We start from the raw sequence: 14,310 nt of genomic DNA, 5'->3' as shown, positions 1-14,310 counted from the left end.
AGCGCCAGGACTCAGCCGTCACTTAAGTCGCACTCTGCGTCGTCTGTGCGATCGCGGTTGAAAAGCGTTTTAGAGCAGTTTGGCTGAAGGCACGGATGACTATCGTGCCAACGCGGAGTGATTGGCACGTCAGCCATACGGGCGCGCTACTGCACTTTTCCTCTCAGCGCTTTCACTTCTTCGCGCACATCCACGGGCGTTGCCACATCGGCTGCAATGGGCGAACCGGCAACCAGCACGACGCGCGACCACAGGCGGCGAAACAGGGTCTTGCTCGGATCACGGCTGAAGAAGCTGCCCCACAGGCCTTGCAATGCCAGTGGTATGACCGGCACCGGGGTCTCCTGGATGATGCGGCTCATGCCGCTCTTGAAGCCGCTGATTTCGCCGTCGGTCGTCAGTTTGCCTTCCGGGAAGATGCACACCAGTTCGCCTTCCGCGAGGTACCGGGCGATGCGCTTGAACGACTTCTCGTAGATGTCCATGTCTTCATTACGCCCGGCAATCGGGATGGTTCCGGCGGTGCGGAAGATAAAATTGAGGACCGGCAACTGGTAGATCTTGTAGTACATGACGAAGCGGATGGGACGTCTCACCGCACCGGCAATCAGCAATGCATCGACAAAGGACACATGGTTACAGACCAGCAGTGCAGCGCCCTCGTCCGGAATCCGGCCCAGGTCGCGGTGTTCGACGCGGTACATGGAATGGCCAAGCAGCCAGATCATGAAGCGCATGGTGAACTCGGGGACGATCTTGAAGATGTAGATATTGACCGCGATGTTCATCAACGACACCGCCAGAAAAAGCTGCGGAATCGACAATTTGGCGAAGCTTAGCAGCAGGATCGAAACAATCGCCGAAACCACCATGAACAGTGCGTTGAGAATGTTGTTGGCGGCAATCACGCGAGAGCGCTCTTTCACCGGCGTACGCGACTGGATCAGCGCGTACAGCGGCACGATATAAAAGCCGCCGAACACACCGATGCCCAGAATATCGAACAACACCAGCCAGCCCTGTCCGTAGGAAAGGACCGCCAGCCAGTCGTTGGCCTGCACGTTCTGCGGGAAAGCACCGGAATGCCACCACAGCAGCAGACCGAAAATCGTCAGCCCCATCGAGCCGAAGGGCACCAGCCCGATTTCGACTTTATGTCCGGATAACCGCTCGCAAAGCAGCGAGCCCAGCGCGATGCCAATGGAGAACACGGTCAGGATCAGCGTAACAACCGTTTCGTCGCCATACATCCACTCCTTGGCGTAAGCGGGGATCTGCGTCAGGTAGATAGCACCGACAAACCAGAACCAGGAGTTGCCGACAATAGAGCGCGACACGGCGGGCGTCTGCCCCAGCCCCATGCGCAGGGTCGCCCACGACTGGGTGAAAATATTCCAGTTGAGTTTCATCTCAGGCGAGGCGGCAGTCGCGCGCGGGATACCGAAGCTGGCAACGAACCCCAGGCAGGCGACCAGCACGATAGCGGCCGCAACTACCCAGGCATAGTGCGAAGAAGACATCATCACGCCCGCACTGATGGTGCCAGCCAGAATGGCCAGAAAGGTGCCCATCTCGACCAGCGCGTTACCGCCGACCAGCTCGCTCTCGCGCAGGTGCTGCGGCAGAATCGAATACTTGACCGGTCCGAACAGTGCAGAATGCGTGCCCATGGCGAACAGCGCCGCCAGCATCAATTCAAGATGATTGAACAGAAAACCCGCAGCGCCGACTGCCATGATGACGATCTCTCCGAACTTGATAATGCGGATCAACGTGTCCTTGGGATACTTCTCGCCAAATTGCCCGGCCAGCGCCGAGAACAGAAAGAACGGCAGGATGAACAGCAAAGCACACAGATTGACGTAAATCGAACGGTCGCCGTCGATGCTGAGCTTGTAAAGGATGGCGAGGATCAATGACTGCTTGAAGATATTGTCATTGAACGCCCCGAGGGACTGCGTGATGAAAAACGGCAGGAAACGGCGTTTCCCGAGCAAGCTGAATTGCGACTGTTGGCTCATCGTCCGTGGTCCTGAGAGGCTGGGGCGAACTGACGCAGCCGCCAATCCGAGGCACATTGAAGACGTAACTCTGCCGAATGTCGATAGGACATTTCTTTTTACAAAACGCCAATGCGCTTTTTTTATCGATCTGGGCGTTGTGCAACGTCTGCGACACCCTGCCACGCTCGACCTTGGTCGACAAAGACGAAGCGCGGCCATCGTGCGAGACTGCGCGCTATCGATACGGTGTGGATTTTTATATGTCGCTGTCCAGCGGGCTGATTGCGGCCGTTGCCCTTACCTATATGGCCATCATGTTCGCCATCGCCTTTTACGGCGACCGGTACAGCGCATCGCTGCGCCCGACCATGCGCGCCTGGGTCTACAGCCTGTCGCTGGCGGTTTACTGCACCAGCTGGACGTTTTTCGGCGCAGTGGGCCAGGCCGCCGAACAGTTGTGGTCGTTCCTGCCGATCTATCTGGGCCCCATCGTGCTTATGGTGCTGGCACCCTGGGTGTTGCAGAAGATGGTGTTGATCAGCAAGCAGGAAAACATTACCTCGATTGCCGACTTCATCGCAGCACGCTACGGCAAGTCCCAGCCACTGGCGGTCATGGTGGCGTTGATCTGCCTGATCGGCATGCTGCCGTATATCGCGCTGCAACTAAAAGGCATCGTGCTGGGCGTGAATATTCTCATTGGTGCGGTGGCCGACTCCACCGGCACCCGCGCTCAGGATACCGCGCTGGTGGTGTCGCTGATCCTTGCGTTGTTCACCATCGTCTTCGGCGCGCGTAATCTGGACGTCACCGAACACCATCGCGGCATGGTGCTGGCCATTGCCTTCGAGGCGCTGGTCAAGCTGTTTGCGTTCATGGCAGTCGGCGTGTTCGTCACGTTCGGTCTGTATGACGGGTTTGACGACCTGTTCAATCAGGCCAGGCTCGCGCCGCGCCTGGAGGAATACTGGCAAGACACGATCAACTGGCCGTCGATGTTCGTGCAAACCGGTGTGGCGATGATGGCTATCGTCTGTCTGCCTCGGCAGTTTCACGTCACAGTGGTAGAAAACATCGAGCCTCAGGACCTTAATCTCGCCAAATGGGTGTTCCCGGCCTATCTGGCGCTGGCCGCGTTGTTCGTCGTGCCGATCGCACTGGCCGGGCAGATGTTGTTGCCAGCGTCCATGCTGCCCGACTCGTTCGTGATCAGCCTGCCACTGGCACACGCTCACCCTTCACTTGCCCTGCTGGCCTTCATCGGCGGTGCATCGGCGGCAACCGGCATGGTAATCGTTGCCTGCGTGGCGCTGTCGACGATGGTCTCCAACGACATGCTGCTGCCGTGGCTGCTAAGACGCAAAAACACCGAGCGGCCGTTCGAAGCGTTTCGTCACTGGATGCTGTCGGTAAGGCGCATCAGCATTGTGATGATTCTCCTGCTGGCCTATGTCAGCTACCGGATGCTGGGGTCGACAGCCAGTCTGGCGACCATCGGCCAGATCGCCTTCGCCGCGATCACCCAACTGGCCCCGGCCATGTTCGGTGCGCTGTACTGGAAGCAGGCCAATCGGCGTGGCGTATTTGCGGGACTGGCGGCGGGAATCTTCATCTGGTTCTACACCCTGGTGCTGCCGGTCGCAGCGCATGGCATGGGCTGGTCACTGAGCAATTTCCCGCTACTTTCCTGGCTGCACAGCAACCCGTTCGATCTGCCGATCTCGCCAATGACTCAAGGCGTCGTGCTGTCGATGGCCGGCAACTGCACTCTGTTCGCCTGGGTGTCGATGTTGTCACGCACGCGAGTGGCGGAGCACTGGCAAGCGGGTCGTTTCATTGGCCAGGAAACCCAGGGGCGCGACTTCAGCCGTCCGCTGCTGGCTGTCCAGATAGACGACCTGCTCAGCCTCTCGGCACGCTTTGTCGGTGAAGACCGCGCGCGCCAGAGCTTCATTCGCTTCGCCTACCGACAAGGCAAGGGCTTCAATCCCAGCCAGAATGCCGACGGCGAATGGATCGCGCACACTGAGCGGCTGCTGGCAGGCGTACTGGGCACCTCTTCGACGCGCGCCGTGGTCAAGGCGGCTATCGAAGGTCGTGACATGCAACTGGAAGACGTCGTACGCATCGCCGACGAAGCGTCCGAAGTCTTGCAGTTCAACCGTGCCCTGCTGCAGGGAGCCATTGAAAACATTACCCAAGGCATCAGTGTCGTCGATCAGTCCTTGAGGCTGGTGGCCTGGAATCGTCGCTACCTGGAGCTGTTCAATTATCCCGAAGGGCTGATTGGCGTCGGCCGGCCGATTGCCGACATCATCCGCTACAACGCAGAACGAGGTCTGTGCGGACCGGGAGAGGCCGAAGTTCATGTGGCGCGACGCCTGCACTGGATGCGCCAGGGCCGCGCTCACACCTCGGAGCGGCTGTTTCCCAATGGTCAGGTGATCGAACTGATCGGCAACCCGATGCCCGGTGGCGGTTTCGTCATGAGTTTCACCGACATTACCGCGTTCCGCGCCGCCGAGCAGGCCCTCAAGGGCGTCAACGAAAGCCTTGAGCAGCGGGTGGCCGCCCGGACCCACGAATTGTCGCAGCTCAACCAGGCGCTGACTGAAGCCAAAGGCACTGCCGAAGCCGCCAATGAATCGAAAACCCGGTTTCTGGCTGCCGTCAGCCATGACCTGATGCAGCCATTGAATGCTGCACGATTGTTTTCTGCTGCGCTCTCACATCAGCAAGACGGGATCTCCAGCGACGCTCAGCAACTCGTCCAGCATCTGGACAGCTCGCTACGTTCTGCCGAAGACCTGATCAGTGATCTGCTGGACATCTCCCGCCTCGAAAACGGCAAGATCACCCCGGACCGCCAGCCCTTCCCGCTCAAAGCGCTGTTTGACACCCTTGGGGCCGAATTCAAGGCGCTGGCCCAGGAACAGGGTCTGAATTTTCGTGTCAGGGGCAGTTCGCTTCGCGTCGACAGTGATATCAAGCTGTTGCGCAGGGTCCTGCAGAACTTTCTGACCAACGCTTTCCGCTATGCCAAGGGTCCCATCCTGCTGGGGGTCAGGCGCTACGGCGACAGCCTGAGCCTTGAAGTCTGGGACCGCGGGCCGGGCATTCCCGAGGACAAGCGGCAGGTGATCTTCGAAGAGTTCAAGCGCCTCGACAGCCACAAGACTCACGCAGCCAAAGGGCTTGGACTGGGGCTGGCGATTGCCGATGGTCTGTGTCGCATCCTTGAACACCCCTTGCAGGTGCGTTCGTGGACCGGCAAAGGCAGTGTGTTCAGCGTGCGGGTGCCGTTGGCAGCGGCCTCATTGACAATGCCTGACAAGACGTCTGATGTAAGCAGACCCGCGCTGAATGGTACGCAGGTGCTGTGTGTCGACAATGAAGACAGCATTCTGATCGGCATGCACAGCCTGCTGTCACGCTGGGGCTGCCAGGTCTGGACCGCTCGCAATCGCCAGGAATGCGAAACACTGCTGAACAATGGCGTCAGGCCGCAGATTGCGTTGGTGGATTACCATCTGGATGAAGGCGAAACCGGCACTGAACTCATGGCCTGGCTAAGGACCCGCCTCGGTCAACCGGTGCCCGGCGTGCTGATCAGCGCCGATGGCCGTCCGGAGCTGATCGCTCAGGTGCATGCGGCAGGACTCGATTACTTGCCCAAACCGGTCAAGCCCGCAGCGCTGAGAGCGCTGTTGAGTCGGCATGTGACTCTGGATTGAGAAAAAGCTGGCGGTTGTCCGCTGCGGCAGCGAACAACCGGATCAAGGCTGTTGCCTAACCGAACAACCAATAGCCCAGCAACGTCAGTACCGCCACAGCCAGAACGGGGCGCAACACGCGATACGCCTTGGGGTTGGCCCGTTTGAACTGCTTGACCTTGCCACTGAAGCCATCGCTGAAACGCTTGCTGAATGCATACGCCTGATTGATTCCACCCACCCGCTCGTCGTCCAGGTTCTGCGGAGCAGTTGCACGGCCCAGGAAGGCACTGACGCTACGGTTTACACGGGTCATGAAGCGGTTGGTCAGCGGACGCTCGACGTCGCAAAACAGAATGACCCGGGTCTGGGCCGTTTCATTCTTGACCCAGTGCACGTACGTCTCGTCGAACATGACGTCCTGGCCATCGCGCCAGGCGTACTCCTTGCCATCGACAAAGATCCGGCAGTCATCCGAGTTCGGCGTAGACAGGCCCAAGTGATAACGCAGGGAGCCGGCGAACGGATCGCGGTGCGGGTTGAGATGGCTGCCGCCCGGCAGAAGCGCGAACATCGCGCCCTTGACGTTGGGAATACTGTTGACCAGCTCAACGGTTTTCGGGCACAGCGCTTCGGCAGACGGCAGTGCCTTGTCGTACCACTTCAGGTAAAAGCGCTTCCAGCCCTTCTTGAAGAACGAGCCGAACCCCGCATCGTTGTTCTTCTCGGCCGCACGAATGTAGCCTTCGTCGAACAGGTGCATGGCTTCGTCGCGAATGGTTTCCCAGTTGTCCTTGAGGACGTCCAGTTCAGGAAATTTGCTGCGGTCCAGATATGGCTCGGACGGCACGCGGGAAAACAGATACATCAGTGCGTTGTACGGTGCAAACAATGCCGAATGGTTGACGAACTGCCGCAACAGGGGCAGCCGGGCCCGACCGCGCAGATGAACGTAAAGCGTGCTGCCCAGGAACAGCATCAGGATCGATGCCTTGGCAACAAATGAAAGGGTCATGAAGCTCTCCTTGAAGCGGGCAGATAACGCCAAACGTCACGCGGGCAGCACTGAAGCATGATTCTGAATGAAGGACCGCGGGCACGTGCGGACAGGGATAATCGTCCGGCGATGCGTAAGCTGGCCATCATAAACCCTTGCGTTGCCCGCATGAAGTACGCACTTGCGAAGATGTGTTACTGGGAAAGCTCCTGATCGGTAAACAGATCGCTGAACAGCATGCTCGACAGGTAACGCTCGCCGGAGTCGGGCAGGATCACCACGATCGTCTTGCCCTGCATCTCCGGTTTTTCAGCCAGGCGGACAGCCGCCGCCATCGCTGCGCCGCACGAAATACCGCAGAGAATACCCTCCTCCTGCATCAGACGCCGTGCCATGATCCTGGATTCGTCGTCAGTGACACGCTCTACCCGATCAACAATCGACAGGTCGAGGTTTTTCGGGATAAAGCCGGCGCCGATACCCTGAATCTTGTGCGGGCTTGGCGTGATCGTTTCACCCGCCATCGCCTGGGTGATGATTGGCGAACCGTCCGGTTCAACCGCGACAGACAGAATCGGCTTGCCTGCGGTGTGCTTGATATAACGGGAAATACCGGTGATAGTCCCGCCAGTCCCGACGCCCGCCACCAGCACATCTATGGCACCGTCGGTGTCCGCCCAGATTTCAGGGCCAGTGGTCTTTTCATGGATGGCAGGGTTGGCCGGGTTTTCGAATTGTGCCGGCATGAAGTAGTTTTCCGGGTCGCCAGCCAGCAGTTCTTCTGCCCTGGCGATTGCACCTTTCATCCCCTTGGCCGGCTCGGTCAATACCAGTTCGGCACCCAGCGCCTTGAGTACCTTGCGACGTTCTATGCTCATGGAAGCCGGCATGGTCAACATCAGCTTGTAGCCACGGGCAGCGGCAACAAACGCCAGGCCAATCCCGGTGTTGCCCGAGGTCGGTTCGACAATGGTCATGCCTGGCTTGAGTTTGCCGCTGCTTTCAGCGTCCCAGATCATGTTGGCACCGATACGGCACTTGACGGAATAGCCCGGATTACGCCCTTCGATCTTGGCCAGAATGGTGACACCGCGCGGCGCGATACGGTTGATCTGCACCAGCGGTGTATTACCGATGGAATGGGCGTTATCAGCGTAGATACGGCTCATGAGGATGTCCTTGTGCACATCGGTTAAAGATTCAAAGCCTATGCCGCCAGCCTTGGGGCGTCCAGTCTGACCGAACGGATGACGACGCGCGCAGTCCATCCTTTCATTGAAACAGGAGACTCACGTCATGAAACGTCGCTACAGCTGGCCGCTATGGACCCTGGCCGCTCTGGTAGTGCTGCTGATCGCTATCAATATCGCCCTGCCGTATCTGGTGCGCGACTATCTGAACGACAAACTCGCAGACATGGGTGACTACCGAGGCGAAATCGCCGATGTGGATCTGGCTTTGTGGCGAGGCGCCTATCGAATCAAGGGGCTGAAAATCGTCAAGACCGATGGCAAAGTCCCGGTGCCCTTCTTCGACGCACCGATGATCGAACTGGCGGTCAGTTGGCATTCACTCTGGTATGACCATGCCGTGGTGGCAAAAGCCTTGTTCACCGGCCCGCAGATCAACTTTGTCGACGGCGGCAGCAAACAAGCCTCGCAGACCGGTCAGGGCACCGACTGGCGTACGCAGATGAACAAGCTGTTGCCCATCACCCTCAACGAACTGCGAATCGACAACGGACGTATCACGTTCAATAACTTCAATTCCACGCCCAAGGTGAAAATCGAGGCGGACCAGGTCAATGCCAGCATCTACAACCTGACCAACGTGGTCGATGTAGAAGGCAACCGCGATGCCGAGTTCAAGGGCAAGGCACGCCTGCTGGGCCACGCCGACCTGGAAAGCACGGCCAGATTCGATCCGTTCAGCAACTTTGAAGACTTTGATTTCAAACTGCGTGCCACTGGCATACAGCTCAGGAAGCTCAATGACTTCTCGTCGGCTTACGGCAAGTTCGATTTCAACGCAGGCGATGGCGATGTCGTGATTGAAGCGCAGGCCGACAAAGGGCAACTCAAAGGCTATATCAAGCCGCTGCTGCGCAACGTGGACGTGTTCAACTGGCACCAGGATGTGGAGAACAAGGACAAGGGCGTGTTCCGTTCGATCTGGGAAGCGCTGGTCGGCACCAGTGAAACCGTGCTGAAAAACCAGCGAGAAAACCAGTTCGCCACCCGCGTCGACCTGAGCGGCAGTGTCCATCAGCAGGATATCAGCGGCTTTAAGGCGTTCCTGCAAATCCTGCGCAATGCGTTCGTTCAGGCGTTCAATGCACGTTATGAGAGTAGCAAGGGTTCCTAGGCCATGCCCGACAGGGTCGGCGAGCTAAGGTCAGGCAAGGCCGAAACAGGCGAACAGCGGTCGGGTCTCGCCCGACTCTGCATGGTGTAAATGAGCACAGAGCGTGACTCTCTATTCAAGAAATGAATAAGGCTCCTGCGTTCACAGTCATCCGGCGGCCACGCTATAGTCGTGCATTGTTTGCCCCCATTACGGCGTGCGTGCCGACCCGGTTACGCGCGCCCATGCGAAAAGGATGGATCAATGAAGTTCGAAGGTACGCCGGCCTACGTTGCCACTGACGATCTCAAGCTGGCGGTCAACGCGGCGATTACGCTGGAGCGTCCGCTGCTGGTCAAGGGCGAGCCCGGCACCGGCAAGACCATGCTCGCCGAGCAACTGGCCGAGTCCTTTGGCGCAAGGCTGATTACCTGGCACATCAAGTCCACCACCAAAGCGCATCAGGGGCTTTACGAATATGATGCCGTCAGCCGCCTGCGCGACTCGCAACTTGGCGTCGACAAGGTCCATGACGTGCGCAATTACCTCAAGAAGGGCAAGCTCTGGGAAGCCTTCGAGTCGGAAGAACGGGTGATCTTGCTTATCGACGAGATCGACAAGGCTGACATCGAATTCCCCAACGACCTGTTGCAGGAACTCGACAAGATGGAGTTCTACGTTTACGAGACGGATGAAACCATCAAGGCCAGGCATCGACCGATCATCATCATTACCTCCAACAACGAGAAAGAGCTGCCGGACGCCTTCCTGCGTCGCTGCTTCTTCCACTACATCGCCTTTCCGGATCGGGTCACGCTGCAACGCATCGTCGACGTGCATTACCCGGACATCAAAAAAGACCTGGTGAGCGAAGCACTGGACGTGTTCTTTGACGTGCGCAAGGTGCCGGGGCTAAAGAAGAAGCCTTCGACGTCCGAACTGGTGGACTGGCTCAAGCTGCTGATGGCCGACAACATCGGTGAAGCTGTATTGCGCGAGCGCGACCCCACCAAAGCCATCCCACCGCTGGCCGGCGCGCTGGTCAAGAACGAACAGGACGTGCATCTGCTGGAACGTCTGGCGTTCATGAGCCGCCGCGGCAATCGCTGATCGTGTCTATCCAACCTGTCATGTAAAGGGCGACAGCCATGCTGCTCAACCTGTTCAACGAAATGCGTGCGGCCAGGGTGCCGGTGTCTCTGCGTGAACTGCTGGACCTGATCAATGCGCTTGAACAGCGGGTCATCTTTGCCGACATTGATGAGTTCTACTTTCTGGCACGCACGATTCTGGTCAAGGACGAGCGCCATTTCGACAAGTTCGACCGGGCTTTTGGTGCGTACTTCAACGGCCTGGAAAAGCTCGACGACCATTTGCAGGCGTTGATCCCCGAAGACTGGCTGCGCAAAGAGTTCGAGCGCTCGCTGACGGAAGAGGAACGTGCGCAAATCCAGTCGCTGGGCGGCCTCGACAAGCTTATTGAAGAGTTCAAGAAGCGTCTGGAAGAACAGAAGGAACGTCATGCCGGTGGCAATAAATGGATCGGCACCGGCGGCACCAGTCCGTTCGGCTCGGGTGGCTACAACCCGGAAGGCATACGTGTAGGCGATGCAGGCGAGCGCAAAGGCAAGGCGGTCAAGGTCTGGGATCAGCGTGAATATAAAAACCTGGACGATCAGGTTGAACTGGGCACGCGCAATATAAAGGTGGCGCTGCGTCGCTTGCGCAAGTTTGCCCGCCAGGGCGCTGCGGATGAACTGGATATCGACGGCACCATCGATCACACCGCACGCGATGCCGGTCTGCTGAACATTCAGATGCGTCCGGAACGGCGCAATACCATCAAGTTACTGCTGCTGTTCGACATCGGCGGCTCGATGGACTCGCACGTCAAGGTCTGCGAAGAGCTGTTCTCGGCCTGCAAGACCGAGTTCAAGCACATGGAGTATTTCTACTTCCATAACTTCGTTTACGAATCAGTGTGGAAGAACAACCTGCGCCGCGGCTCCGAGCGGACCGCCACTCAGGACCTGCTGCACAAGTACGGCGCGGACTACAAGGTGATTTTTATCGGCGACGCCTCGATGGCGCCGTATGAAATCACCCAGCCCGGCGGCAGCGTCGAACACTGGAATGAAGAGGCAGGCTATGTGTGGATGCAGCGCTTCATGGCCAAATTCAAGAAAGTCATCTGGATCAATCCTTATCCGAAAGATGCATGGGACTACACCACGTCCACACACATCGTGCGGGATCTGATCGAGGGGCAGATGTATCCGCTCACCCTGCGCGGTCTGGAAGAGGGCATGCGTTATCTGGCGAAATGAAATAAAGAGGTTTCACATAACGTATAGGCCGGTCGTCGACCGGCCTATACTGGCCGACCACCTGCATGACTATTCCAGAACCCCGAACTACGCTGACACTTCCAGACCACCAATCAGACGGGGAAGTGCTGATTGAGTAGATAGTGTTGCCGTTACTCCATCGTTTTGCCTGAGCAGCCGTCGCGACTTCGCGGGTTACTTATGAACGAAACGCTCGGGATCATGCAGCCTTATTTCTTTCCCTATATCGGCTACTTTCAGCTCATCGCTGCGGTTCAGCGCGGGCTTGTCTTTGACATCGTCAAATACAAGCGCAAAAGCTGGATGAACCGCAATCGGGTGCTCGGCAGTCAAGGCGACTGGCAATATATCAACGTTCCGGTATGTGCCAGCGAGGGAACACTGATCAAGGACGTGACCCTTATCGACCTCGCCTGTGCCCATCAGCGAATCAGGAGTCAACTCGAACACTACCGACGCAAGGCCCCGTACTTCCGGGAAACCTTGCACCTGGTCGACCAGACACTCGGCGTGCCTGCCACTCACTTGTGCGAACTCAACACCCGGGGCCTGAAAATCGTTTGTGACTATTTAGGCATGAGCTTTGACTGGGAGAGCTGTGCAGCACTGAACCTTGATCTGCCCCCTATTCAACATGCCGGCCAATGGGCACTTGAAATAAGTACGGTGATGGAGGCCCGTCAGTACATCAATACCACTGGCGGACGCGAGATTTTCAAGCCTGGTGACTGGGAGGATAGAAACATACAACTAAGGTTTCTCGAACCCTCGTCCTTCAGCTACTCCACAGCCCCCATGAACTTTGTCGACAACCTTTCGATCATTGATGTGCTGATGTGGAACGCGCCTGAAACAGTGCTTGCCTATCTGCGCAATGAAACAAGGGCGGCCCCATGAGCCGCCCTTTATGATGGTTCTCCGTTAGACTGCGCCGTCAACGCCAGTCCCGCTCGAGTTGCGGCTTGCGTCGCCCACCGTGGATCACCCAGCCGAGCAACAGCACGAAGCTTTCGATCACCAGCGCCAGCAGCAACGCGCTGATGATGCCCCAGGCGATGACTTCAGGAGCCAGCAGGACTTGCCACGTATAACCGTTGAACGTTTCGCGACGGATATCCGGGTCGGAAGCAGTGGCGACGAAAAAGGCCTTGGAATACCAGGGCCCTTGAAGCCCGAGCCACTGGCGCTCAAGAATATGAGTGCGATTCATCAACGTATCGATGTTGTCCGCATCGCTGCGAAACACCGGGTCTTCGCTGCTCCGATAGTGCTGGATCAGCGCCTGGATATCGCCTTTGAAAAACTGCTGCGCAGTGGCGGTGTAGCCCTTGACGGCCTGCTGCGCCTCGATCAGATGAGCTTCGACACGCTTGCTGTAATCACTGATGAAACCGGGAATCTGCACCCCGAACAGCAGGCCCACCGTAAACAGGACCAATCGCAGATAACTTCGCAGCATCGATATCCCTCTTCTTTTTTATCCAGCGGGCAAGTGTACGGGTTTCTCAAGGCCCGGCGATATCCGTGACGGTTTCAACCAGGCCTTGCGCCACGCACTCACCCTTGCGCCACAGGCTCCACTGACCCGGCTCATAGCGGTGCCAGTTTTCGTTCTCGGTCAATGGCTCGGTTGCAATGACTGTGACCACGTCGTGCGGCGTTGTTTCAGCCTGAAAATCGACAATCACGTCGACGTCTTTCAACCGTGCCGGACCGAACGGAGCACGGCGGGTGATCTGAACCAGTTTGGTGCTGCAAAAGCAGAACAACCAGTCGCCGTCACTCAGCAGGCAGTTGAATACGCCCTTGCTACGGTACTCGGCGCACGCATGGATCAGTGACGGCAGCAACTCTTCGACTTCGACCGGCTCGGGAAACGCTTCGCGGACGCGATTGAGCAGATCGCAGAACGCCGCTTCGCTGTCGGTATCGCCCACTGGCCGATAAAAGGTGGCACCAGGGGTAAAATTCGCTAACTGGCCATTGTGTGCGAAGCACCAGTTACGGCCCCACAGCTCACGTACGAAAGGATGTGTATTGGACAGGCAGACCTTACCGACGTTGGCCTGTCGGATATGGCCAATCACGACTTCGCTCTTGATGGGGTAGCGCTGTACCAACTGTGCGACTTCCGATTCGCTGCTGGCTGCCGGGTCCTGAAACAGGCGCAGACCGCGGCCCTCGTAGAAGGCAATGCCCCAGCCATCGCGATGCGGACCGGTGCGCCCGCCGCGCTGCATCAGCCCGGTAAAGCTGAAGACTATGTCGGTCGGGACATTGGCGCTCATGCCCAGTAATTCACACATGCTCAGATTCTCGCTTCAAGAGGTTTTGCAGCAGGTCATGCGCCGCAAAGGGCGGCGCTTGCCAACGAAGCGGGATTTACAACCGCGGTTCGACGCGCCCGCCTCTGGCGGGAGGAAGCGGCGCAGCGGATCGACGTGCGTAGTGATCGTCCTCGGCAAACGGTTCGTCGGCGGGGTCTGTGTCGACAGGCTGAGCAACCGGCACGGGCTGGCGAGCCTTGCGGCTGCGTTCGATCGGCCAGCGGATCAGTACGAACAGCACGTACGCGGCGAAGGCGAACATGCCATACATGGCCAGATCCGAGACAGCGGTCCAGACATTGCTGCCGACCTTGAACATCAGGTCAAGCGCAGTGATCGCCACGGCGGGCGCCATTGCATCCTTGGCAGGGTCAACCATGGTCGGCGTAAACAGCAGCACCGCGACCGCCACCAGCAAAGGTTCCTTGAGGTACCGCCACATCCAGCGGGTCATCAGGAACCATACCAGCAGGCAACCCAACGCGGCGAAGGCGTAGACGCTCCAGGCGATCAGATAGTCGTTTTCGGTCATGACGTCCGTGGTAAGGCAGGTAAAGAGGCGCTTATGATAACGGCTTT

At 58.1% G+C, this 14,310-nt stretch carries 11 protein-coding genes; 5 read left to right on the top strand and 6 right to left on the bottom strand.

Translation table 11 applies throughout. The annotated features are described in order from the left end of the window. Positions 1-146 precede the first annotated feature (146 nt). Positions 147-2,021 (bottom strand): MFS transporter, encoded by a 1,875-nt coding sequence (locus ALO80_RS18465; RefSeq protein ID WP_055010037.1) that lies wholly within the window; start codon positions 2,019-2,021, stop codon positions 147-149. 242 nt (positions 2,022-2,263) lie between these two features. Between ALO80_RS18465 and ALO80_RS18460 the strand changes: the two genes are divergently transcribed. Next, positions 2,264-5,737, top strand: coding sequence for a hybrid sensor histidine kinase/response regulator (locus tag ALO80_RS18460; RefSeq protein ID WP_055010040.1), 3,474 nt, complete (start codon positions 2,264-2,266; stop codon positions 5,735-5,737). A 55-nt stretch (positions 5,738-5,792) separates the two neighbouring features. Here ALO80_RS18460 and ALO80_RS18455 read toward each other — a convergent pair whose 3' ends face one another. Together ALO80_RS18455 and cysK are read right to left on the bottom strand one after the other, a co-directional pair. Next, on the bottom strand, positions 5,793-6,731 hold the full coding sequence (locus ALO80_RS18455) for an aspartyl/asparaginyl beta-hydroxylase domain-containing protein (RefSeq protein ID WP_054987935.1): 939 nt from the start codon (positions 6,729-6,731) through the stop codon (positions 5,793-5,795). A 176-nt stretch (positions 6,732-6,907) separates the two neighbouring features. Continuing rightward, on the bottom strand, positions 6,908-7,882 hold the full coding sequence (gene cysK / locus ALO80_RS18450) for a cysteine synthase A (protein ID WP_055010039.1): 975 nt from the start codon (positions 7,880-7,882) through the stop codon (positions 6,908-6,910). 127 nt (positions 7,883-8,009) lie between these two features. Between cysK and ALO80_RS18445 the strand changes: the two genes are divergently transcribed. The 4 genes from ALO80_RS18445 to ALO80_RS18430 all read left to right on the top strand — a co-directional run bounded on the left by ALO80_RS18445 (position 8,010) and on the right by ALO80_RS18430 (position 12,301). Then, the gene (locus tag ALO80_RS18445) at positions 8,010-9,077 is read left to right on the top strand and encodes a DUF748 domain-containing protein (RefSeq protein WP_055010036.1); all 1,068 of its coding nucleotides are present in this window, start codon (positions 8,010-8,012) and stop codon (positions 9,075-9,077) included. Positions 9,078-9,320: 243 nt separating this feature from the next. Continuing rightward, positions 9,321-10,166 carry an AAA family ATPase gene (locus ALO80_RS18440; RefSeq protein ID WP_055005492.1) on the top strand — a complete coding sequence of 282 codons (846 nt, stop codon included), beginning with the start codon at positions 9,321-9,323 and terminating at the stop codon, positions 10,164-10,166. Positions 10,167-10,204: 38 nt separating this feature from the next. Then, a complete protein-coding gene (locus tag ALO80_RS18435; protein ID WP_055010035.1) occupies positions 10,205-11,383 on the top strand; it encodes a vWA domain-containing protein in 1,179 nt (392 codons plus the stop codon). Positions 11,384-11,584: 201 nt separating this feature from the next. Further along, the gene (locus ALO80_RS18430) at positions 11,585-12,301 is read left to right on the top strand and encodes a WbqC family protein (protein WP_054987948.1); all 717 of its coding nucleotides are present in this window, start codon (positions 11,585-11,587) and stop codon (positions 12,299-12,301) included. 37 nt (positions 12,302-12,338) lie between these two features. Here the strand turns inward: ALO80_RS18430 and ALO80_RS18425 are convergent, their stop codons facing one another. From ALO80_RS18425 to ALO80_RS18415, 3 genes are all read right to left on the bottom strand, one after another. Continuing rightward, positions 12,339-12,863, bottom strand: coding sequence for a DUF2937 family protein (locus ALO80_RS18425; protein ID WP_054987949.1), 525 nt, complete (start codon positions 12,861-12,863; stop codon positions 12,339-12,341). 46 nt (positions 12,864-12,909) lie between these two features. Next, entirely contained in the window at positions 12,910-13,710 is an 801-nt protein-coding gene (locus ALO80_RS18420; RefSeq protein WP_055010034.1) for a class II glutamine amidotransferase, read from the bottom strand. 76 nt (positions 13,711-13,786) lie between these two features. Beyond that, a complete protein-coding gene (locus tag ALO80_RS18415; protein ID WP_055005493.1) occupies positions 13,787-14,263 on the bottom strand; it encodes a hypothetical protein in 477 nt (158 codons plus the stop codon). Positions 14,264-14,310 lie beyond the last annotated feature (47 nt).

Source organism: Pseudomonas caricapapayae (assembly GCF_001400735.1).
GTDB classification, from domain to species: domain Bacteria; phylum Pseudomonadota; class Gammaproteobacteria; order Pseudomonadales; family Pseudomonadaceae; genus Aquipseudomonas; species Aquipseudomonas caricapapayae.
This window is presented reverse-complemented; position numbering and strand designations above follow the sequence as displayed.

Excerpts from the sequence above, each read along its gene's own strand:
- ALO80_RS18465 (WP_055010037.1), bottom strand. The coding sequence starts at position 2,021 with ATGAGCCAACAGTCGCAATTCAGCTTGCTCGGGAAACGCCGTTTCCTG.
- ALO80_RS18460 (WP_055010040.1), top strand. The coding sequence starts at position 2,264 with ATGTCGCTGTCCAGCGGGCTGATTGCGGCCGTTGCCCTTACCTATATG.
- ALO80_RS18455 (WP_054987935.1), bottom strand. The coding sequence starts at position 6,731 with ATGACCCTTTCATTTGTTGCCAAGGCATCGATCCTGATGCTGTTCCTG.
- cysK (WP_055010039.1), bottom strand. The coding sequence starts at position 7,882 with ATGAGCCGTATCTACGCTGATAACGCCCATTCCATCGGTAATACACCG.
- ALO80_RS18445 (WP_055010036.1), top strand. The coding sequence starts at position 8,010 with ATGAAACGTCGCTACAGCTGGCCGCTATGGACCCTGGCCGCTCTGGTA.
- ALO80_RS18440 (WP_055005492.1), top strand. The coding sequence starts at position 9,321 with ATGAAGTTCGAAGGTACGCCGGCCTACGTTGCCACTGACGATCTCAAG.
- ALO80_RS18435 (WP_055010035.1), top strand. The coding sequence starts at position 10,205 with ATGCTGCTCAACCTGTTCAACGAAATGCGTGCGGCCAGGGTGCCGGTG.
- ALO80_RS18430 (WP_054987948.1), top strand. The coding sequence starts at position 11,585 with ATGAACGAAACGCTCGGGATCATGCAGCCTTATTTCTTTCCCTATATC.
- ALO80_RS18425 (WP_054987949.1), bottom strand. The coding sequence starts at position 12,863 with ATGCTGCGAAGTTATCTGCGATTGGTCCTGTTTACGGTGGGCCTGCTG.
- ALO80_RS18420 (WP_055010034.1), bottom strand. The coding sequence starts at position 13,710 with ATGTGTGAATTACTGGGCATGAGCGCCAATGTCCCGACCGACATAGTC.
- ALO80_RS18415 (WP_055005493.1), bottom strand. The coding sequence starts at position 14,263 with ATGACCGAAAACGACTATCTGATCGCCTGGAGCGTCTACGCCTTCGCC.